Annotated in this window: 17 protein-coding genes, 1 tRNA gene and 1 pseudogene; 4 read left to right on the forward strand and 15 right to left on the reverse strand. The window is 63.2% G+C overall.

Annotated elements, in window-relative coordinates; genetic code table 11:
- Positions 1 to 32: 32 nt before the first annotated feature.
- The 3 genes and pseudogenes from Pan44_RS25215 to Pan44_RS28435 form a co-directional block, all read right to left on the reverse strand.
- A complete protein-coding gene (locus Pan44_RS25215; RefSeq protein ID WP_145034503.1) occupies positions 33 to 965 on the reverse strand; it encodes a YybH family protein in 933 nt (310 codons plus the stop codon).
- Positions 966 to 1,234: 269 nt separating this feature from the next.
- A complete protein-coding gene (pncA, locus tag Pan44_RS28430; protein ID WP_390620656.1) occupies positions 1,235 to 1,852 on the reverse strand; it encodes a bifunctional nicotinamidase/pyrazinamidase in 618 nt (205 codons plus the stop codon).
- A 195-nt stretch (positions 1,853 to 2,047) separates the two neighbouring features.
- Positions 2,048 to 2,782: pseudogene (locus Pan44_RS28435) on the reverse strand (serine/threonine-protein kinase); the annotation flags it as partial.
- 210 nt (positions 2,783 to 2,992) lie between these two features.
- Here Pan44_RS28435 and Pan44_RS25225 point away from each other — a divergent pair.
- The 4 genes from Pan44_RS25225 to Pan44_RS28440 all read left to right on the forward strand — a co-directional run bounded on the left by Pan44_RS25225 (position 2,993) and on the right by Pan44_RS28440 (position 5,845).
- A complete protein-coding gene (locus Pan44_RS25225; protein ID WP_145035184.1) occupies positions 2,993 to 4,213 on the forward strand; it encodes an RNA polymerase sigma factor in 1,221 nt (406 codons plus the stop codon).
- A 115-nt stretch (positions 4,214 to 4,328) separates the two neighbouring features.
- The gene (locus tag Pan44_RS25230) at positions 4,329 to 4,724 is read left to right on the forward strand and encodes a YciI family protein (protein WP_145034505.1); all 396 of its coding nucleotides are present in this window, start codon (positions 4,329 to 4,331) and stop codon (positions 4,722 to 4,724) included.
- Between the two features lie 72 nt (positions 4,725 to 4,796).
- Positions 4,797 to 5,441, forward strand: coding sequence for a dihydrofolate reductase family protein (locus Pan44_RS25235; protein ID WP_145034506.1), 645 nt, complete (start codon positions 4,797 to 4,799; stop codon positions 5,439 to 5,441).
- Between the two features lie 167 nt (positions 5,442 to 5,608).
- Positions 5,609 to 5,845 carry an SRPBCC domain-containing protein gene (locus Pan44_RS28440; protein WP_197453646.1) on the forward strand — a complete coding sequence of 79 codons (237 nt, stop codon included), beginning with the start codon at positions 5,609 to 5,611 and terminating at the stop codon, positions 5,843 to 5,845.
- Between the two features lie 10 nt (positions 5,846 to 5,855).
- Here Pan44_RS28440 and Pan44_RS25245 read toward each other — a convergent pair whose 3' ends face one another.
- From Pan44_RS25245 to Pan44_RS25295, 12 genes are all read right to left on the reverse strand, one after another.
- Entirely contained in the window at positions 5,856 to 8,135 is a 2,280-nt protein-coding gene (locus tag Pan44_RS25245; protein WP_145034508.1) for a serine hydrolase domain-containing protein, read from the reverse strand.
- The gene (locus Pan44_RS25250) at positions 8,125 to 8,649 is read right to left on the reverse strand and encodes an RNA polymerase sigma factor (RefSeq protein ID WP_145034509.1); all 525 of its coding nucleotides are present in this window, start codon (positions 8,647 to 8,649) and stop codon (positions 8,125 to 8,127) included. The genes Pan44_RS25245 and Pan44_RS25250 overlap by 11 nt, the downstream gene beginning before the upstream one ends.
- 99 nt (positions 8,650 to 8,748) lie before the next feature.
- Positions 8,749 to 9,447, reverse strand: coding sequence for a response regulator (locus Pan44_RS25255; RefSeq protein ID WP_145035185.1), 699 nt, complete (start codon positions 9,445 to 9,447; stop codon positions 8,749 to 8,751).
- A 2-nt stretch (positions 9,448 to 9,449) separates the two neighbouring features.
- On the reverse strand, positions 9,450 to 12,146 hold the full coding sequence (locus tag Pan44_RS25260; protein WP_145034510.1) for a sensor histidine kinase: 2,697 nt from the start codon (positions 12,144 to 12,146) through the stop codon (positions 9,450 to 9,452).
- Positions 12,143 to 12,730 (reverse strand): potassium-transporting ATPase subunit KdpC, encoded by a 588-nt coding sequence (gene kdpC / locus Pan44_RS25265; protein WP_145034511.1) that lies wholly within the window; start codon positions 12,728 to 12,730, stop codon positions 12,143 to 12,145. The genes Pan44_RS25260 and kdpC overlap by 4 nt, the downstream gene beginning before the upstream one ends.
- A 2-nt stretch (positions 12,731 to 12,732) precedes the next feature.
- The gene (locus tag Pan44_RS27650; protein WP_197453647.1) at positions 12,733 to 12,888 is read right to left on the reverse strand and encodes a hypothetical protein; all 156 of its coding nucleotides are present in this window, start codon (positions 12,886 to 12,888) and stop codon (positions 12,733 to 12,735) included.
- 121 nt (positions 12,889 to 13,009) lie between these two features.
- Positions 13,010 to 15,073, reverse strand: a complete 2,064-nt coding sequence (kdpB, locus tag Pan44_RS25270) for a potassium-transporting ATPase subunit KdpB (protein ID WP_145034512.1) — start codon at positions 15,071 to 15,073, stop codon at positions 13,010 to 13,012.
- A gap of 1 nt (position 15,074) precedes the next feature.
- A complete protein-coding gene (gene kdpA / locus Pan44_RS25275; protein WP_145034513.1) occupies positions 15,075 to 16,832 on the reverse strand; it encodes a potassium-transporting ATPase subunit KdpA in 1,758 nt (585 codons plus the stop codon).
- The gene (locus Pan44_RS25280; protein ID WP_145034514.1) at positions 16,829 to 16,921 is read right to left on the reverse strand and encodes a potassium-transporting ATPase subunit F; all 93 of its coding nucleotides are present in this window, start codon (positions 16,919 to 16,921) and stop codon (positions 16,829 to 16,831) included. Before Pan44_RS25280 ends, kdpA begins: the two co-directional genes overlap by 4 nt.
- A gap of 409 nt (positions 16,922 to 17,330) precedes the next feature.
- Positions 17,331 to 17,404, reverse strand: a tRNA-Arg gene (locus Pan44_RS25285).
- Positions 17,405 to 17,490: 86 nt separating this feature from the next.
- Positions 17,491 to 18,414 (reverse strand): carbohydrate kinase family protein, encoded by a 924-nt coding sequence (locus tag Pan44_RS25290; RefSeq protein WP_145034515.1) that lies wholly within the window; start codon positions 18,412 to 18,414, stop codon positions 17,491 to 17,493.
- A gap of 125 nt (positions 18,415 to 18,539) precedes the next feature.
- Positions 18,540 to 20,069: a sulfatase gene (locus tag Pan44_RS25295; RefSeq protein ID WP_145034516.1), complete on the reverse strand. Its 1,530-nt coding sequence runs from the start codon at positions 20,067 to 20,069 to the stop codon at positions 18,540 to 18,542.
- Between the last annotated feature and the right edge of the window lie 33 nt (positions 20,070 to 20,102).

Raw genomic sequence — 20,102 nt, forward strand, 5'->3', positions numbered from 1 at the left:
CTGTTTGAGCGATGTGCGAATGCGAGCCGCGACTACTTCGCGACTGTGGAGGGGGCGAGCGCTTTTGAGGCAGGCGCCGGAGGGCGGCGGACCATCATGAACTCGATGTCGGCCTGCTGTTCGCCGTCAATCACCCGGTTGGAGATCCGCACTCCGACGCGGTCCTGGCCCGGGACCAGTGTGCGGGTCTCCGAGGTGTTCGCACCGTCAGAAGAAACTCCCGTCGTGGTGATGCTCCAAGAGCCATCAGTCTCCAGCCATCTCGAATTCGCGAAGCCTCCCTGCGAGTCGAAGACCCAGCCTCGGATCTGCTTCTTCTGGGGATCCCAGCCGAGGCGCTGCGTTCCTTTTGCGAGCACTTCGCGGCCCCGCTTCACCTGGAAGTCAGAGAGCAGGAAGTTCCGGTCGTCATCCCAGCGGAACGTTGTTTCGACCGTTTCGTTCGCGCCTTCATCGACCCAGTCACCGACGAGCCATTCCAGCTGGCAGAGGTACTCGTAGTTGCTGAGGACCTCTTTCTCGAGGGAACGCACCGAAATCATCCGCCACTTGCCATCTTTCTTCTGATGGACGACCTGATACCGTCCGCGCGATGTCAGAGTTTCCCCATCGGGATAGAACTCGGTCGCCCCTTGTTCCACAGCAATGTCGGGGGTGAGCATCGTCAGCGATGCCATGTCGAGGCCGATCCTGGCGTCGGGGTCTGCCTCAAACGTCGCCTGGAACCCCTTCTGTATCGCCTCCGCTCCGGCAATGACCGTTCCATCGGCCTCTTCCAGCCGGGCGTTCGGATCGAACAACGTCGCGATCGCCGCGAAGTCGTGCGAGTTGTACGCATCGACGAATTTGACCGCCGCGTCCTGAATCGCCTGCTCATCCGCAGTGGGCTTGTCGTCGGCCGCGGGACTGACGGCGAAGAGCAGGAGCGGGATCGTGAACAGCAGTAATCGCCGCAACGAGGTCATGATCGACTCCTGCAACGGGGGAAGGGCGTCGGGAAAAGACGCCGGGAGGTGGACACGGATGGGGAAGACGTCGACATCAACGGTTGTGGCCAATGGGGCCGACAGGACTTCGACGTCATTCTCACCGAAGTGCGCGGCGGAGTCGATGATGCGCAGTTGTCGATGGGCGCGCGGCGCCGTGCGGGATCTGCCCAGTGATCACGTTCGTGGTCGCGGCCTGGCGTCAGCCAGCGCGGATCCTTCCGCCAGCAGCGGCGGGCAGGACGGCGTTACGCCCTGACGACGCCGGCTTCCAGCATCTGTTGCCAGGCCGCTTCGAGCGATCCATCAATATCGATGCCGCTGCAGCTGTCCTCAATCACCGTGACGTCGAAGCCGAGACGGCGTCCGTCGATAGCGGTGTAGGCCACGCAGAAGTCGGTTGCGAGACCGACGACGAACAGCTGGGTCAGCCCCCGTTCGCGAAGGTAGCCGGCGAGGCCGGTGGGAGTTTGCCGGTCGTTCTCGAAGAAGGCGGAATAGCTGTCGATCTCGTGGTGGTAGCCTTTGCGGATCACAAGCTCGCAGTGCGGAATCTTGAGGTCGGGGTGGAACTCGGCCCCCTCGGTCCCCTGGACGCAGTGGTCGGGCCAGAGGATCTGTGAGCCGTACGGAAGCTCGATCCGATCCATTTCCTTCTTGCCCGGATGCGATGAGGCGAACGACAGGTGATCTTCGTTGTGCCAGTCCTGGGTCAGGATCACATGCGCGAACTTGCGCGCGAGTTTGTTGATGCGTGGAACGACCCGGTCGCCGTTGGGAACGGCCAGCGCGCCCCCCGGGCAGAAGTCGTTCTGGATGTCGACGATCAGCAGCACGCGGTTCTCCGCGGGAGTCGCGGGACGCAGGGCCCGGCCCGCGATCTTGACGGCCGGAATGATCGATGACGTGTGCGTGATCGAATGCACCGCCGAGGGCTCGGACTGAACCGACGAAGGCGGACGGTTGATCCCGTGGATCGCCTCGACCAGCTCCGCATAAGTCTGAACCCGCTGCTCCGGGCGTTTGGCCAGCATGCGGGCCACGAGTTCTTCGACCGCCAGCGGAACATGCGACGGAAGGGGATCGGCCTCGAACTCTTCGACACGCTTGAGAATCGCGAAGAACGAATCGCCATCGAACGGCGGCTTGCCGGACAGCATGTGGTAGAGCGTCGCGCCGAGCGAAAAGATGTCGGCCCGGTGGTCGACGCTGCTGGCGTCGAGGAATTGCTCGGGCGGCATGTAGTTGGGCGTGCCGAGCGCCGTTCCTGCCGCGGTGTGGGCGGTGAGCATCTCGCGGGCCGCAACGATCTTCGCCAAGCCCAGGTCGACGAGTTTGGTGTGGCCCGTGTTGGTGATCAGGATGTTGGCCGGCTTGATGTCGCGATGAATCAGGCCGGCCTGGTCGAGTGCATCGCGCAGGGCTCCGGCGACCGATTCCACGATGCCGAGGGCCCGGTCGACCGGAAAAGGACCCTCTTCCTTGATGACGTCCAGCAGGCTGCGTCCTTCGACCAGTTCCATCACCATGTAGTAATGGCCGGCCGTTTCACCACAGTCGAAGACCCGCACGACACCCGGGCTCGCGAGCCTCGCGGCGAGGCGTGCTTCGCGCAGAAAACGATCGGCCGAATCACCGCGCTGGACAAGGTGCGGATGCAGGAACTTGATGGCGACGTCGAGATCGAGGTCGTTGTGATGCCCGCGATAGACGACTCCCATTCCCCCTTCGCCGAGGCGGGAGACGATCTGACAGCGTCCGACCGAACCGAGTTGCAGAAATGGATCTTGCGACATGCGTGTCGGCCGGGGCGGGGAAGTCGGCCTGGAATTTCCTGACCAGCGGGGAAGGCCGACACTAGAAGAGTCCCCGGGTTGTGTCGAGCCTTGGCGCGGCGAACCTGCGAAACTGTGGCTCGCCGAACCCAACTCGAACGGAATGGCTCCATCCTGCCAGTGAATCCCAGCAACTTCTCAAGCGACGCGACCTCCGACGTCACCAATCTGATCGACACACTCTACCGCACCGAGTCGCGGCGCGTGTTCGCGACTCTCGTTCGGCTGCTGCACGATTTCGAGCTGGCGGACGATGCCATGCGTGAGGCGTTCGCAGCCGCCGTGGAAACGTGGCCGAAGGATGGCGTGCCGGCGAATCCGCGCGCGTGGCTGATTTCGACCGGCCGCTTCAAGGTCGTTGACGCACTGCGCCGCCAGGGGCGTCTCAGGGACCTCCAGCCCGAGATCGCAGCCCGCCTCGACGACGTGGCCGATTCAAATGCCGCCCGTGCCGGGGCGGAGATTGAAGATGACCGATTACGACTGATCTTCACCTGCTGCCATCCCGCGATCGAGTCGAACGTCCAGGTGCCGCTGACTCTCCGTGAGGTGTGCGGCCTGACGACGGAAGAAATTGCCAGCGCCTTCCTGATCTCCAAGGCCACGATGGCGCAGCGCGTTGTCCGCGGAAAGGCGAAGATCCGTGAGGCCGGCATCCCGTTCGCGGTTCCGTCCCTCAATGAGCTGCCCGAACGGCTCGACGCCGTGCTGGCCACCGTGTACCTCGTGTTCAACGAAGGCTACGCCGCCTCGCAGGGAGACTCGCTCATCCGCGTCGACCTGACGGCCGAGGCGATCCGCCTGGCGCGCCTGCTGCTGGAGTTGCTTCCGGATCCTGAGGTCAAAGGTTTGCTGGCGCTGATGCTGCTTCACGAATCGCGACGGATGGCCCGCGTTTCGACCGATGGACAAATCATCCTGATGGAAGACCAGGACCGATCGCTCTGGGACCGCGCGCTGATTGCGGAGGGGACGGCCCTCGTGGAACAGGCACTGCGTTCGCGTCGATTCGGCGCCTATACGCTGCAGGCGGCCATCTCGGCCATTCATTCCGAGTCGCCGACGGCCGAACAGACAGACTGGAACCAGATCGTCATGCTGTACTCGGTCCTGCAGCGGATCGATCCTTCGCCGGTCGTGGAACTGAATCGTGCGGTCGCCATCGCCATGAGGGATGGCCCCGATGCCGGGGTCTCGATCATCGATGTCATCCTCGGGCGGGGCGACCTGGCCGGGTATCAATTCGCTCACTCGGCCCGGGGCGAACTTCTCCGTCGGGCGGGGCGGCCTATCGAGGCGTTGGCCGCGTTTCGCGTCGCTCTCGAACTGGCCCGGCTCGAACCGGAGAAGCGGTTTCTGGCAGGCCGGATCAGGGATCTGACCGATTCCTGAAAAAGTTCGGCGGTGCTGTCGATTCGGGCATTCCCGGTTCGACAAGTGGTTGAAAATGGCCGGCAGTCAGTCCGGTCAGCACTGTCCGCAAATCCGTTCTGGAAGAGGAAATCGAATGAAATACGTCTGCCTGGGATTCATTGATGAGTCGAAATGGGCCACGCTCCCGCAGGCCGAGGCGCAGCGGATGATGGAGGAGTGCTTCGCTTACGACGACGAACTGCGGCGGGGCGGTCATTTCATCGGAGGCGAAGCGCTCGACAGTGCCCGCAACGCCGTCACCCTTCGAACGAAGAATGGCCAGGTTGAAGTGACTGACGGCCCGTTCGCGGAAACCAAGGAGACGCTCGGCGGCATCCTGCTGCTCGAGGCCCGAGACCTCAATCACGCGATCTCGCTGATGTCGAAGCACCCGGGCGTGAAGATGGGCCCGTTCGAGATCCGCCCGGCCGATGAAACGGTCAATCAGCTGATCGCCGAGAGAAATGCCAGGGTTGCGAAGAACGCCTGAACTGGTCGACCCCGCTCCGGTTTTGCCGGGATGCGGAACCTGCACGGAACGAACCTTCGAAGGACGCCGACGATGTCTCGAGTGCGTGTTCAGAGTTTTACCGTTTCCGTGGACGGATTCGGTGCAGGCCCGAATCAGACCCTCGAAACCCCGTTGGGCATCGGTGGGGAAGCGCTCCACGCCTGGCTCGTCGAAACGCGGATGTTTCACGAGATGAGCAGGAAGGAGGGGGGATCGACCGGCGTGGATGACGACTACGCCGTCCGCGGGTTTGAGAACCTCGGCGCGTGGATTCTCGGCCGCAACATGTTCGGCCCAGTTCGCGGCCCCTGGCCTGATGAGTCGTGGAAGGGATGGTGGGGAAAGAATCCGCCCTATCATTGCCCGGTGTTCGTACTCACGCACCATGCACGGGCGCCTCTCGAAATGGAGGGAGGGACCGTGTTCCATTTCGTCACCGGCGGGATTCACGAGGCGCTGGAGCGAGCGCGGGACGCGGCCGACGGGAAGGACATCCGGATTGGCGGCGGCGCATCGACGATTCAGCAATACCTTCGCGAAAGGCTGATCGACTCCCTGCATATCGCAGTCTCCCCGATCCTGCTCGGCTCCGGTGAGCGATTATTCGAAGGGGTCGATCTCAAGGCCCTGGGGTACGAATGCGTTTCACAGGTGGGGACGCCACTGGCCTCCCACATCGAGATCCGAAAGAAGTAATCCGAATCAGACTCGAATCGTTTCACCGACCTTCAGGTCGCTGAGCCCAGGCCGCCCCGCAAAAACGCCGGGCCTTCCACTGGGCGAAGCCCTTTTATGCAGGCGCTTTCCGCCACCCCGCAGCGGATCCTCGCGGCGGTCAAGAATCCTGAACACCTCGCGACGTGGTGGGGGTCACAAGCACGTTCGAGCAGTTCGAATCCCGTCCCGGCGGGAAGTGGGTCTTCACGATGCATGGCCCGCACGGCGCCAGCGATGACTACGAAAGTCTGTTTCACGAACTGGAACCTGAGCGCAGGATCGTGATCGAATTTCGACCGCCTTCAGGTCGTGATGGGAAGCTTGACGGACTGAGCCCCGACCCTGCACTCGATGTGAGTCGTCACGACACACGCCGGCCGTGATCCCCCGAGGTCATCGTCCGGAAATCGCATCATCCACCAGGGCCTCAATGCGATCGCGAGTCGATGAAACTCCCGCGCCGAACAGGCCAATGCTCGCCTTCACGATCCCCCACGCGGCGGCTTCGGCATTCTCTGTATCTCCGTCGTTCGACGTGACGGCGACCACCATGTTCTTTTCGGGAATGAACACGGCGAGCGCGTACCACATCGTGTTGGACCCGTTGTGCCAGTACAGCGCGTGAGGGATCTCGGCGCTGGGCTCCTTCTTCAGCCATCCGCAGGCGTAACGGTTGAGTTCGATGGTGTGCAGTCGCTTGTAAACGTCGGCCGGGAGCAACTGTCCCATTCCGGACTCACCTCGGAGGTGCTCGGTTGTGAACGTGCACAGGTCGCGCAGCGACATATGGGCAATGCCGGCGGGCCCCATGATGAACGTGTTGTCGGTCATGTCTCCGAACGCGACCTTCACGCCCGAACGGGCGAGGTGTCCCTGCGGATTCTCGAGGAGCGCGTCGTCGCTTCTCGGGGGACCGAAGCCAGCATCGGCGAGTTTCAGGGGCTCGTACACTTCGTGTCGGACGAGGTCTTCCCAGCGCTCTCCGGTCGCCGCTTCGGCCATTGCCCCCGCGATTGTGTACCCGACGTTGGAATACGCTGACCGCTGGCCGGGCGGGAAAACCGGTTTCTCGGCGATCACCTGCAGCACGGCCTCCCGGCGGGCCGCCGTTGATTCGGGACCGAGAGCGGGCTTCTTCAGCATGATTTCGCGAGAGAAGCTTGCCGGCGCCCCGGCGCTGTCTGTCAGCAGTTGATGGACCGTGACCGGCATCCAGTCGTCGTGGATGGTCGCACCCGGAAAACGCTCGCCGACTGTCTCCGACCATTTCATCCGGCCCGATTCGATCAGCCTCGCGATCATGGTTGCCGTGATCGGCTTGGTGAGCCCCCCAAGGTGCCAGCGATCTCCCGCTTCGACCCACACGCCGCTTCCGATCTTCCGTTCCCCGTCAGCTGCAGCGGCGACGATCCGACCGTCGACCATCACCATCGCTGCCAGCCCCACGAGTTTCTTCTCGCTTCGCAAGCGGACGACCAGCTTCGTCAACGGCTCGTCAGCATCGCCGGTGTGGACGGAACTGTGCGTCGCCGACGGCACCGGGGCCTGCCGGACACGGCCCCGACCGGCGTTCCAGATTGCGTCACGATTTGCCCGCGTCATGCGAACGCCCTCAAGCGTCCGCGTCTCCTGCGATCCGATCGGTGTTACGACGAGTCGAACGGTGTTGCCTGGTCGATGGCCCATTCCCGTCAGCACGTCGACAAGGTCTTCTTCAAACCGCTTCTGCCACAGGTCGCGGTAGGTCCGCCGGCTGAACTCCACGATGTCCGAGGCCGACAGGCCGTCGAGTGAGACGAGCGTGAACCACTCCTCCCCGACCTTCACCTCAGGCTGCGACTGCTGCCAGCGCACCGCAGCGAAGGGCGACTTCTTCGGATTGAAATGCTCGTCGACCCTGTGCCCCAGGTACAGAATCCCGGAGACGGTCGCCAGCACGACGGCGACGGCAACGAGGCCGGCCACGACCATTCGCCGGGGCGAGGCCACGCAGAGATCAGGACCCGTAAGAAACGGGTATTCGCCTTCCACGCAGTCAGCCGATTCCTCATTCAGGCTCGCCAGCAGCCTGAGCAGCTCCTGGCGGTGCGGCTCCAGCTGCAACCGGACGGCCTGTTGATTGATGAAATAAATGAAGCCATAGACGCCGAAGAGAACGGCGAAAATGAAAATGAAGCAGCCGACGGCAATCACCGTCTCAAGTCCCTCCGTCGGAGGCGATGCCCTCCACGTCGACCAGAACACCTGGGCGAAGAAGGCCGAAATCGAGACGGCCGACGGCAGCAGATACCACCAGAAGACGTTCCTGAGCAGCCAGATCTGGTGCTCGACCTGCCGCAGCGATTCCTGGGCACTCTCGACCAGCGGCTCATCCGCCGTCACCGCTCTCTGCGGATGACGCTTTCGATCAATGAGAATGAATCCGGCCACCCACAGAGAGGCCGGCACTCCGAGGTACCACGTCCAGGGCAAAGACAGCAAGTAGCCCATGATGATCCACAGGGGGACCATCACGAGCGCCGTTCCGACTTCGCGGATGTCGCGGCCGAGGATCGTCGCGCGAAGCCGGGCCTGGGAATCGTGGACCGATTTCAACAGGCGGTCCGTATCGACGGTCATCTGCGGCTGGGACGACTCGGCCTGCCAGGCCTGCTGGAGCGGATCAGGAGCCATACGATTTCTCCTTCATCAGGGCGCTCAGCGCTTTTCTGGCCCGGTTCAGCTTCACCCCCACGTTGGTCTCCGAGATTCCGAGCACATCCGCCATTTCCCGGTAGCTCAAGTCGTCGAGGTACAGCAGCACCAGGGCGGCATCGGCCTTTGGAAGCTGCTGAATCGCGTGGTAGAGCTGCTCGACCGTCTCCCGCTGCTCGGCCTGTTCGCTGCTTTCGAACTGGCCGACGGTGACGGCATGCACTTCGACAAACGGTTGCTGTCTGATCCGTCGCGGCTGGTCCTTGCGGCGCCAGTTCATCGCGGTGTGCAGAGCCACCCGGTAGAACCACGTCGCCGCCTGCGACTTGCCTTCGAAGGTCGGCAGCGACCGCCACGCATGGAGCAGGATCTCCTGGGCGAGGTCCTGGCAGTCCTCTGTGGAGAGCGTGTACGCGCGCGCCACCTTCATGACCGCCGAGCGATGCTCGTTCAGCCATTCCGTGAACAATGCTTTTTGTTCGTGATCAGACAATGCGAGACCTGCTTCCGCAGAATTGGTCACGCCAGCAGGCCGGAACTTACAGAAAACTGCGGGAGATTCATCGCGGAGGGAAATCTGTGCCCATGCGCGTCAGCTCAAATCGGCGGACAATCGATAGCCGACGCCCTGCTCGGTCAGGATGAGTCGCGGGCGGGCGGAATCGTCCTCCAGCTTTCGGCGCAGGCCCGCGACGAACACTCTCAGGTAGTGATTCTCGTGGGAATCGAGAGGCCCCCACACTTCCCGCAGCAGGAAGCGGTGTGTGAGCACTTTGCCGGCGTGCTTGAGCATCGTCACGAGGAGCTTGTACTCAAGTGGCGTCAAATGGATGGGCTTTCCTTTCTTCGTGACCATCCGGGCTGCGAGATCGACGTCGATGTCTCCAATCCGCACTTTTGTCGCTTCATTCTCGACACGAAAGGAGTGTCGCAGGGCCGTGCGGATGCGGGCGAGGAGTTCGCCCGTGCCGAATGGCTTCGTGACGTAGTCGTCGGCGCCGTTGTCGAGAGCCTTGATCTTCTGAGGCTCCTGATCGCGGGCCGAGAGAATGATGATTGGCGAGGTGTACCAGTCGCGGAGTTGCTGAAGGACTTCCTGGCCGTCGAGATCCGGTAGTCCGAGGTCGAGAATGATCAGATCGGGCGGCAGACTGGTCGCTGTTCGGAGGCCGTCTTGAGCCGTCGACGCTTCGCTGACTCGATATCCCTCCGCGCCGAGCGAGGCCTTGAGGAGCCGACGGATCGGCTGCTCATCCTCGATGACCAGAATGTGGTGATCGCCGTCCGACATGCTCATCCCGTGATATTCACCTGCGGCCTGTCCTCGGGCAACGGAAGCTGAATCGTGAACTCCGCGCCGCCGGTGGCACGGTTGGCGGCCCTGATCCGTCCGCCGTGCGCCTGGATGATCGCCCGGCAGATTGCCAGGCCCAACCCGCTGCCCCGGCCGCCGTCCGCACGGCCTGCCGCTCGATAGAACTTGTCAAAGATTCGTTCCTCGGCCCCTGCCGGAATTCCCGGGCCCGTATCCGCGACAACGATACGGAGCAAGTTCTCATCGACGGCGGCGACGATGGTGATCAGTGTTTGCCCGGGTGTGTATCGAACGGCATTCTCGAGCAGGTTGACGAACACCTGCTCCAGCAGCAGTCCATCCACGAAAACCAGCGGCAGGTTTCCCGGAAGGTCGACACGGATTTCGTGGTCCGCCAGCTCGCGCCGTATGCGGTGCAGGGCGGATCCGACAATTTCCTCAAGCACATGCCATTGCCGATTCGGAGCGGCGGCGCCGGCTTCCAATTTCGACATCTGCAGCAGGTTTTCGAGCAGACGGTTCAGACGCGACGCCTCTTCAGCCACCGTCTCCGCCAGCTCCCGCCGCGTTGGTTCGTCGAGGCCTTCCGACTCGAGAAGACTCCCGCTCGCTCCTGCGATCGCCGCCAGCGGCGTTTTCAGGTCATGCGAAACGCTGCTCAGCAGACTGCTCCTCACGCTTTCCTTCTCGGCCTCGATGCGGGCCTCCGCGGCCTCGACGGCGAGCTGGTCCCGCTCGAGCGCCAGGGCGAGCTGACTCGCACAGGCCTCGAGCATCTGCCGCTGATCGGGGGCGAGCAGACGGCCGATCTCCGGGACGCGAAATGCCAGGGCTCCGAGTGTTTTCTGCGAGCCGACGACCGGCATGAACAGCGCGACCGCATTCGGGAGCGTGTTGGTCGTCGCGCCGGCGACCTGATCGTGATCGATGACCCATCTGGCGGCCGGCAGGCTGACCGGATGCCGGGCGATCGTCGAGTTCGCTCCGAATTCGAGCTCGGGGCCGCGATCGCCGGCCTGCAGATAAATGGCGACTTCGCCGCCGACCAGCTCCGTCAGCCTTGTGCCGGCCGTCGCAACGAGAAAGGCGTTCCCGGAGACGGAGCTCAGTCGCCTGCCCAGTTCATACAGGGCTGATGTCCGCTGCTCACGGAGTCTCGAGCTTTCAATCTGCGATCGGAGTCTCGCTGCCAGCGTCGCGACCAGGACGCCGATCACCAGCATGACGGCGAAGGTGATGACGTACTCCGAATCGGAGACCGCGATGGTGTAATACGGCGGAACGAAGCAGACATCGAAGATCAGCACGGCCAGGAGGCTGGCGAGAATCGCCGGCCCCCGTCCATGCCGAAACGCGGCCCAGGCGACGCCCGCAAGAAACACCATCACCGTGTTGGCCTCGGACTCTGCGAATTGAAAGCTTCGCAGCCCGAATGCGATCAGAGTCGCCGCGAGAACGGCGATCGTCGACCACAGGTATCCCATCGACCGGATCGTCCGGCCGGGAACGAACGCCGGCGGTGACGCCTTTTCTTCCTGCTCGCCGTGGATCACATAGACGTCAATCGAGCCGCTCTGCTCGAGCACTTCGTCGACGAGCGATCCGAAGAGGAATCGCCGCCAGCGCGGCTGATGCGTCTTGCCGATCAGGATCTTCGTGACGTTCCGTGTGCGGGCATAATCCAGCAGTGTTGCGGCCATCGACGTTCCGGCCAGTGTGACCGTCTCGGCGCCCAGACGTTCGGCCAGTCGAAAATGTTCTGCCACCTGCTGCTGGACCGGACTGCTCGGCGGCTGGCCGTCGAGGTCGACGGACGCCGCCACCCAGGGGGCATCCAGTGCTGTCGCCATTCTCCTGGCCGTGCGGATCACGCGCGCAGTTGTCGGACTGGGGCCGACGCACACCAGGAGTCTGTCGGCCGTCGCCCACGGCTGCCGGGCCGAGCGTTCACGGCGGGCCGTCTCGACATCGGTATGCACGCGCCGCGCCGCCTGCCGGAACGAGAGTTCACGCAGGGCGGTCAGGTTCCCTTTCTGGAAGAACTTCTGGAGAGCGTGTTGAGCCTGCTGGGGGAGATAAACCTTGCCGTCCCGAAGTCGCTCCAGCAGTTCTTCGGGCGTGAGATCGACGAGTTCGAGTTCGTCGGCCGAGTCGAACACGCGGTCGGGAATCGTCTCGCGGACGATCACCCCGGTGATCTGCCCGATCACGTCGTTCAGGGTTTCGATGTGCTGAACGTTGAGTGTCGTCCAGACGTTGATGCCCGCGTTACGAAGCTCGTCGACGTCCTGCCAGCGTTTTTCGTATTTCGATCCCGTCGCGTTCGTGTGGGCCAGTTCATCGACAAGGAGGATGTCCGGTCGGCGGGCCAGCCCCGCGTCGACGTCGAACTCCCGGAGAGTAACGCCGCGGTACTCGATCTCCTTGACCGGAAGCGATTCGAACCCGGCTGTCATCGCCTGGGTGTCCGGGCGGGCATGCGGCTCGACGTAGCCGATGACGACGTCGCGTCCTGCGGCGACTTCTTTCTTCGCCGCCTCCAGCATCGAATACGTCTTGCCGATGCCTGCCGCGTACCCAAAAAAGACCTTGAGCGACCCGCGCCGGAGGCCGGCAGCGGCCGAATGAACCGGCGAGAGCAATGCATCCGGGACCGGACGCTCGATGTCGCTCACCGGGAACGACTCCCCGCCGACATCCGGTCGAGCGCGAGGTTGAGCTTCAGGACATTCACGCGAGGTTCACCGAGGAGGCCGAACTGTCGGCCTTCGGTGAACTCGACAACGAGCGAGTGAAGGTCGTGTTCGGCCATACGACGGGCGACCGCCACGCGCCGAACCTGAATCTCCGCCGCAGCGGGTGAGATGTGTGGATCGAGTCCGCTCCCCGAGGCCGTCGCGAGGTCGACGGGAATCAGACGCGTCGAAGGTTCGCTGGCGTTCAAGGCGTCGACTCGCACGCGTGTGGCATCCACCAGAGCAGGATTCAGGGGGCCCAGGTTCGACCCGCCGGAGGCCGCGGCATTGTACGGGACGGGGGCCGTCGCCGAGAGCCGGCCCCAGAAGTACCGGGGCTGCGAGAAGTTCTGGCCAATCAACTCCGAGCCGACGAGGTCGGCCCCTTCGCGAATCAGGCTGCCGTTCGCCTCGTGAGGGAAGGCCACCTGCGCGACGGCGGTGACGCACAAGGGATAGACGACGCCGGTCATCACGGTCATCACGATCAGCATGCTGATCGCCGTTCGTAACTGCTGAAACATGATTACCTTCTTTCAATCCAGGCGCCGATCGCCATTCCGGCCATGGCGCCAATCAATGCGAGTGCTGCGTTCACCACCGGATGGGGGAACAGCCCCACCAGCAACCCGGCGACTGCTCCCGGAATCGCAAACGCAGTTCCGATAACCAGTTGCCTCATGATTCGCGAAGGACTCCTCAGTGTCGCCGTCTTTGCGTCCTGAGCGGCGAACCGGGATGCCTGCGAGCGACCTCGAAGATCGATCACGGAGAACTCCGGGAGACGATACGACGAAACGAATTCATGCGAGACCGGAGACATAAAGCACCATGTCAATCAGCTTGATTCCGACAAAGGGGACGATCAGTCCACCCAGGCCGTAAATCAGAAAGTTGTTTCGGAGGAGTTGGGCCGCGCCGACCGGCCGATATTTCACTCCTCTCAGCGCCAAAGGCACGAGCGCCATGATGATCAGGGCGTTGAAGATGACGGCCGACAGAATGGCGCTCGAAGGCGACGTCAGCCGCATCGGGTCCAGCGCCTTGAGCGCGGGATAAGTCGCGGCGAACGCCGCTGGCAGGATCGCGAAATACTTGGCGACGTCGTTCGCGATGCTGAACGTCGTCAGCGAACCGCGGGTCATGAGGAGCTGCTTGCCGATATTCACGATCTCGATCAGCTTCGTCGGATTGGAATCGAGATCGACCATGTTGCCGGCCTCCTTCGCCGCCTGCGTGCCGCTGTTCATGGCCACGGCGACGTCCGCCTGCGCGAGGGCCGGCGCATCGTTGGTTCCATCACCCGTCATCGCGACCAGCCGTCCACCTTTCTGGTAATCGCGAATGAGCGCCAGCTTCGCTTCAGGCGTGGCCTCCGCCAGGTAGTCGTCGACTCCGGCTTCGGCAGCGATCGCGGCCGCCGTCAATGGGTTGTCCCCGGTGATCATCACTGTCTTGATCCCCATCTGCCGCAGTTCCGCGAAACGCTCCTTGATGCCGCCTTTCACAATGTCCTTGAGCTCGATGACGCCCAGGACTTTCGCGTCGCGACTGACCACCAGCGGCGTCCCGCCGGACTTCGCAATCTGCTGAACGACCGCCCGCGATTGATCGGGGAGAAAGCCGCCGAGCGACTTGACGTGCGATTCCACGGCTTCCGCTGCTCCCTTTCGGATCTCCGATCCATCCAGCGACACGCCGCTCATTCGGGTGCGGGCGGAGAACGGAACGAAATGCGGCTGGATCTGTTCGAGGTCCCGGCCCCGGAGGCCGAACAGGTTCTTCGCGAGGATGGCGATGCTGCGCCCCTCAGCCGTTTCATCCGCCATCGAAGCCAGGTGCGCGGCCTCGGCAACCTCACGGTCCGTGATCCCCGGAGCCGGAACAAACCTGGTCGCCTGGCGGTTTCCGAGCGTGATCGTCCCGGTCTTGTCGAGCAGCAGGACGTCGACGTCGCCGGCCGCTTCCACCGCCCGGCCCGACATCGCGATCACGTTGGCCTGGCTGAGCCGATTCATCCCGGCGATGCCGATCGCTGACAGCAGGGCGCCAATCGTCGTCGGCGCCAGGCAGACGAATAACGCAATCAACACGGTGAGACTGATGGCCTGCCCCTGTCCCGATGTCTGCACGGCGCACATCGAAAATGGAAGCAGCGTCGCAACAACCAGCAGGAAGATCAGCGTCAGGGCCGCAAGGAGGATTGCGAGGGCAATCTCGTTCGGAGTCTTCTGCCGTTTCGCTCCTTCGACCATCGCGATCATGCGGTCGAGAAAGCTCTGGCCGGGGAGTGCTTTCACACGCACGATCAGCCAGTCGGAGATCACACGGGTTCCTCCCGTGACGGAACTGCGGTCGCCGCCGCTTTCGCGCACGACGGGAGCGCTTTCGCCCGTGATCGCACTCTCATCGACGGACGCCACACCTTCGATCACCTCGCCGTCCGCCGGAATGGATTCACCGGCTTCGACGAGGACCAGGTCATCGACCTTCAGGTCCGGAGCAGCGACTTCGACCGCCGCTCGCGACTTGAGATCGGTCAGGCGGCGGGCCGGAACTGACGTCCGGCTCTTCTTGAGTGAAGCAGCCTGCGCCTTGCCGTGGCCCTCCGCGATGGCCTCTGCGAAATTCGCGAACAGGACGGTGAACCACAGCCAGATCGCAACCGCCAGCGTGAAGCCGGTCGATTCCGTGGACGACTGGGTGAACGATCGCAGCCAGTACAGCGTCGTCAGGATGCTTCCCAGGTACACGGCAAACATCACCGGGTTCCGTAGCTGGACCCTTGGATTCAGCTTGCGGAATGAAGCGACGATCGCATCGAGAACGAGAGCTTTGTCGAACAGTCGAGTGGTAGTTCTGGTCATTTCAGTGACTCATGGCCGCGGTGGGCAGCATCAGGTGCTCGACAATCGGCCCGAGGGCGAGTGCCGGGAAAAAGCTGAGGGCGCCGATGATCAGGACAACCGACACCAGCAGGACCACAAACAGAGGTGTATGTGTCGGCAGCGTTCCCGCGCCGACCGGGATCACTTTCTTCGACGCCAGCGATCCTGCGATCGCGAGGACCGGCGCCATCACCCAGAACCGGCCGACAAGCATCGCCAGCCCCAACAGTCCGTTGTAGAACGGCGTGTTCGCCCCCAGACCCGCGAACGCACTGCCGTTGTTGTTTGCGGCGGACGAGAACGCGTACAGCACCTCGCTGAATCCGTGAGCGCCCGGATTGAAGATCGTGCTCCGCCCCGAGGCCGAGACGACGCCGATCGCCGTCCCCAGCAACACCATCGTGCAGGGAAACAGCACGGCCAGGACCGCCATCTTGACTTCGAATGCCGTGATCTTCTTGCCGAGGTATTCCGGAGTCCGCCCGACCATCAGTCCCGAGAGAAACACCGCAATGATCGCGAACACGAGCATCCCATACAGGCCGGACCCCACGCCTCCGAAGACGACCTCTCCCAGCTGCATCAGCCACATCGGCACGAGCCCGCCGAGCGGGGTAAACGAATCGTGCATGGCGTTGACGGAGCCGTTCGAAGCGGCCGTGGTCGTGACGGCCCAGAGGGCGGAGTTCGCGATTCCGAACCGCGTCTCTTTACCCTCCATATTGCCGCCGGCCTGTGTTGCCGAGGCGACCTGGTCCACGCCGTATGGCGACAGCGCGGGGTTCCCTTGTTGTTCCGCTGCCATCACGAAGAACAGCAGCGGGATGAAAATGGCCGTCATCGCCGCCAGCACTGTCCAGCCTTGTCGACGGTCGGCGACCATCTCCCCGAACGTGTAACAGAGGGCGGCGGGAATCAGCAGGATGGCCGCCATCTGCAGGAAATTCGAAAGCGGCGTCGGGTTCTCGAGCGGGTGGGCCGAGTTCACGTTGAAGAAGCCGCCGCCGTTCGTGCCCAGCTGCTTGATCGCGATCTGCGACGCGGCCGGACCGACTGCGATCTTTTGTGCCACGATGCTCTTGCCCGATGCGTCCACGGCCGGCTCGCGAAGCGTCACATCGCGGTAAGAGCTGAAGGTCTGCACAACGCCTTGGGAGACCAGGGCGATCGCCAGGACGGCCGACAGCGGCATGAGGATGTAAAGAGTCCCGCGGACCAGGTCGACCCAGAAGTTGCCGATCGTGCCGACGGTATTGCGAGTGAAGCCGCGGATCAGGGCGATGAGCACCGCCATTCCAACAGCGGCCGAGACGAAGTTCTGAACCGTCAGCGCGAGCATCTGCGTCAGAGCGCTCATGGTCGATTCGCCGCCGTAGCCCTGCCAGTTCGTGTTCGTGACGAAACTGATGGCTGTGTTGAACGACGAGTCGGGCGACACCGCTCCCAACTGCTCAGGGTTGAGCGGGAGAACCGCCTGAAGCCGCTGCAGCCCGTAAACGGCAAACACACTGACGAGGCTCAGCATCATCACCGCGCCGGCGTACTGCCGCCACGTCATTTCGACCTGCGGGACGATACGACAGATTCGATACACGCCACGTTCGACCCATCCGAGTGCCCGGGTCAGGGCATGGCCGTGGCCCGCGTACACGCGGGCCATGTAAAGCCCGAGCGGTTTGACGCAGGCGCCAAGGACACCGAGGAAAAGGATCGCTTGAATGAAGGAAGAAACAGTCATGAGAAGTTCTCCGGCAACAGCAGGGCCGCCGTGAGGTACGCCGCCAGCAGGACGGCCGCGACCAGTGAAATCAGGGTATTGACGTCCACGGTTAGTCCTCCGTCCGCAGCCGGTCGACAAACCGAAGCAGCATCAGGGTGATGGCGAAGAAGGCTGTCGCAGCCAGCAGCCAGGCAAGATCCATTGGGAATTCCTCTCCGATGAAAAGTCATCGAGGGAATTCAATGCGAAGTCGCATTAAAAAGGGGATCAGAAGCAGCCCGGAGTTATCAAAACTTTGTCAAGACGGTGCCGCGCTTGCGAAGGCATGAAGCGAGGGCCAACGGGCGTCGATCAACGTGGGCCGCCTCGAGGCGGAAATCGGCTCAAGTCGCCGTCTGAAAGAGAGTTCCGGAAGACGGCGAGAGGATTGTCGATCGCCGATCCGTTCCAGAATTGACAGGCCTTGAGGAACGGCGGTGACGCGCCAGCTTCGGCGCCACTGCCCGACCTGTCGAATGTCCCCGGGAGGATTCGAACCTCCAACCTTCGGCTTCGGAAGCCGACGCTCTATCCAGTTGCGCTACGGAGACCTGAACGCCAGCCCTGCGGCCGGTGTCGAGCGGGACACTCTAAGGCAGAACCCGCTGATCGTCAATTTTCGCGATCGTCCGTTCGGTCAAGAACGTCCGAACGTCTTCCACAACTCGGCATATTCCGCCGCAATCCGGGGAGTCGCCCCCGGTTTCGTCGCCATCAGCGCGCCGACCCGGTTCGCGAAACGGACCGCTTTTTCGAGGCTCCATCCCCGACACAGCGACATGATCATCGCCGCGGAAAAGGCATCCCCCGATCCGACCGCATCCACCACGTCCACCCGTTCCCCCGGGATGTCGACCGTCTCCCCCGGCGTCACCACGAGGCAGCCTTCCTCGGCCCGCGTCACGCAGACCGCCTCGACCGCGGTCCCTTCCAGCAGCGCCCGGGCGAAATCGGCCGGACGCGCAGGCAGCCCCAGCAGCGGCGCGATGATCGCCACTTCGTCATGATTCAGCTTTGCGATCTTCGACGCCGCCAGGGAACATTCGATCCATTCGCGATCGTAGTACGTTTGCCGGAGGTTGATGTCATAGACGACCAGGCAGCGCGGCCCCGCGGCCGCCAGCACCCGGTGAATCGTCTCGCGTGATCGGGAATCCCGCTGAGCCAGCGTGCCGAAGCAGATGGCATCTGCACGCCGGGCCGCGTCCAGCAGCGCCGGAGTGGCTTCCAGGTTGTCCCAGGCGGCCGGCGCGTGGATCGTGTAGTGCGGATGGGCCGGATCTTCCAGATGCACCGTCACGGCGCCGGTCGGCAGCGCTTCGTCCCATTGAACGAGGCTCAGGTCGAGCCCTTCGCCAGCCAGATGATCGGCAAGGGCCTGGCCCGCTTCGTCGCGTCCAAACCGCGTCGCCACCAGCGCGCGACCTCCCAGCTGTTGAACCTGGTAGGCGACGTTCCCCGGCGCTCCCCCCGCACGGCGGGAATCGGGGAACAGGTCCCACACAGCTTCGCCCAGCCCGATGACGAGCGGTGCAGGGGAGGAAGAAGACGACGCCGACATGAAGAACCGCTGGTCAGGGTGAAAGAATCACGACGTCGTTGACCCGGGAGGAACCATGAATGGACCTCAACGGGAACCGGATCAACGGTCGAACGATGGTCGCTCGGGCGGGTGCGGAGCAGGCGTTACCTGGGTTTCGCCTGCTTCCAGCCGGCCTTGAGTTGAGCGCTCAGCTCTTCGACGAGCTTCGCATTCTCGGGGCGGTCGGCGATGCTTGCCGTCTCATTCGGATCGGCTTCGTAATCGTACAGCTCACGGCCGACGGCATTGCCGTCTTCCTGCCATTCGGTGTAGCGGTAGCGGGCTGTCCGCATCGAGTAACCCATTTTCTTCGCCCGCGGGTACTGGCTGAAGGCGGCCGACTTCCAGGCCTGCTTCGGGTCTTTGAGGAGCGGCGCGAAGCTCGTTCCCTCGAGGCCTTCCGGCAGGTCGATCCCGCACACGTCGCACAGCGTCGGGAACACGTCGACGTACTCGACGAGCGCCGACGTTTTCTGCCCCGCAGTCGTCTGGCCGGGCATGCTCATCACGAGCGCGCAGCGGGTGTCGGGCTCCCAGTTGCAGTGCTTGCACCACAGTCCGTGGTCCCCCAGTTTCCAGCCGTGATCGCCCCACAGGATGATGACCGTGTTCTCCCGCAATCCGAGAGCATCAAGTTCCGCGACGACGCGCCCCAGCTGGGCGTCCATGTAGCTCGTCGCCGCGTAGTAGGCATGCTTGAGCTCACGGGACAGTTCATCGGTGATCGGCTCGTTGCCGTCGGGAATGTTCGTGTAGCCGCGAAGTTCGCCGCTGTTGTTGCCTGCGTATTCCGGCGCCCCTGTGGGGAGCGACTTCGACTTCGCCATCGGGATCGTGGCCGGGTCGTAGAGATCGAAATACTTCTTCGGGGCAATGAACGGCAGATGCGGCTTCATGAAGCCGACCGCCAGGAAGAACGGGCGATCCTTGATCTCCCGCATCCGCGCGATGGCCGCGTCGGCAATCATGCCGTCCGCCAGCTCGCTGTCTCCCTTTTCACTCGCCTCAAACGCCACCCCTTTGGGGCCGCGGTTGTTGCGATTTCCTTTCAGGATCAGGCCCGTCTTCGGATCTCGCTCGATCTTCTCCTGGTTCTGCTGATTCTGGGCATTGCGGCGGCGCTGTCCCTGCTGATTCTGCAGAGCCGTCACGAATTGCAGGTCGCCGAATTCGGCATCCTGATCGAGCAGTGCGGTCTTCCGGTTGCTCTTTCCGGGAAACCATGCGGCGTCAGTCCAGGAAGCGGGGTCGTCATATCCGCCGTGGTAAATCTTGCCGAACGACTGCGTGTGCCAGCCAGCGTCCTTGAACGCCTGCGGCAGCGTCACGACATCGGGCAGGGCGCGGCGGAAGTGGGTCACCAGGTCGTACACCTTCGTGGTGTCGGGCCGTCGCCCCGTCAGGAGTGACGATCGCGTCGGGCTGCAGACCGCCTGCTGGCAGTAAGCCCGTTCGAACACCATTCCCTTCGCGGCGAGGGCGTCGATATGGGGCGACTTGATGATCGGAGTGCCGTAGCAGCCCAGCTCGGGACGAAGATCGTCCACCGCAATGAACAGCACGTTAAGTTTCTTCTCCGCGGCCTCGAGGGACGCGGCAGAGAAGAGGACAAGCAGGACGAGCGCGGACCGCATGGATGACCTCCTGGAAAGCGCATTTTGAGTCCG

Origin of the sequence: Caulifigura coniformis, assembly GCF_007745175.1 — a bacterium.
Taxonomy (GTDB): domain Bacteria; phylum Planctomycetota; class Planctomycetia; order Planctomycetales; family Planctomycetaceae; genus Caulifigura; species Caulifigura coniformis.

Bases quoted from the DNA above. Each gene is read 5' to 3' on its own strand.
- Pan44_RS25215 (WP_145034503.1), bottom strand. From the start codon at position 965: ATGACCTCGTTGCGGCGATTACTGCTGTTCACGATCCCGCTCCTGCTC.
- Pan44_RS25230 (WP_145034505.1), top strand. From the start codon at position 4,329: ATGAAATACGTCTGCCTGGGATTCATTGATGAGTCGAAATGGGCCACG.
- Pan44_RS25235 (WP_145034506.1), top strand. From the start codon at position 4,797: ATGTCTCGAGTGCGTGTTCAGAGTTTTACCGTTTCCGTGGACGGATTC.
- Pan44_RS25245 (WP_145034508.1), bottom strand. From the start codon at position 8,135: ATGGCTCCTGATCCGCTCCAGCAGGCCTGGCAGGCCGAGTCGTCCCAG.
- Pan44_RS25255 (WP_145035185.1), bottom strand. From the start codon at position 9,447: ATGTCGGACGGCGATCACCACATTCTGGTCATCGAGGATGAGCAGCCG.
- kdpC (WP_145034511.1), bottom strand. From the start codon at position 12,730: ATGTTTCAGCAGTTACGAACGGCGATCAGCATGCTGATCGTGATGACC.
- Pan44_RS27650 (WP_197453647.1), bottom strand. From the start codon at position 12,888: ATGAGGCAACTGGTTATCGGAACTGCGTTTGCGATTCCGGGAGCAGTC.
- kdpB (WP_145034512.1), bottom strand. From the start codon at position 15,073: ATGACCAGAACTACCACTCGACTGTTCGACAAAGCTCTCGTTCTCGAT.
- kdpA (WP_145034513.1), bottom strand. From the start codon at position 16,832: ATGACTGTTTCTTCCTTCATTCAAGCGATCCTTTTCCTCGGTGTCCTT.
- Pan44_RS25290 (WP_145034515.1), bottom strand. From the start codon at position 18,414: ATGTCGGCGTCGTCTTCTTCCTCCCCTGCACCGCTCGTCATCGGGCTG.
- Pan44_RS25295 (WP_145034516.1), bottom strand. From the start codon at position 20,069: ATGCGGTCCGCGCTCGTCCTGCTTGTCCTCTTCTCTGCCGCGTCCCTC.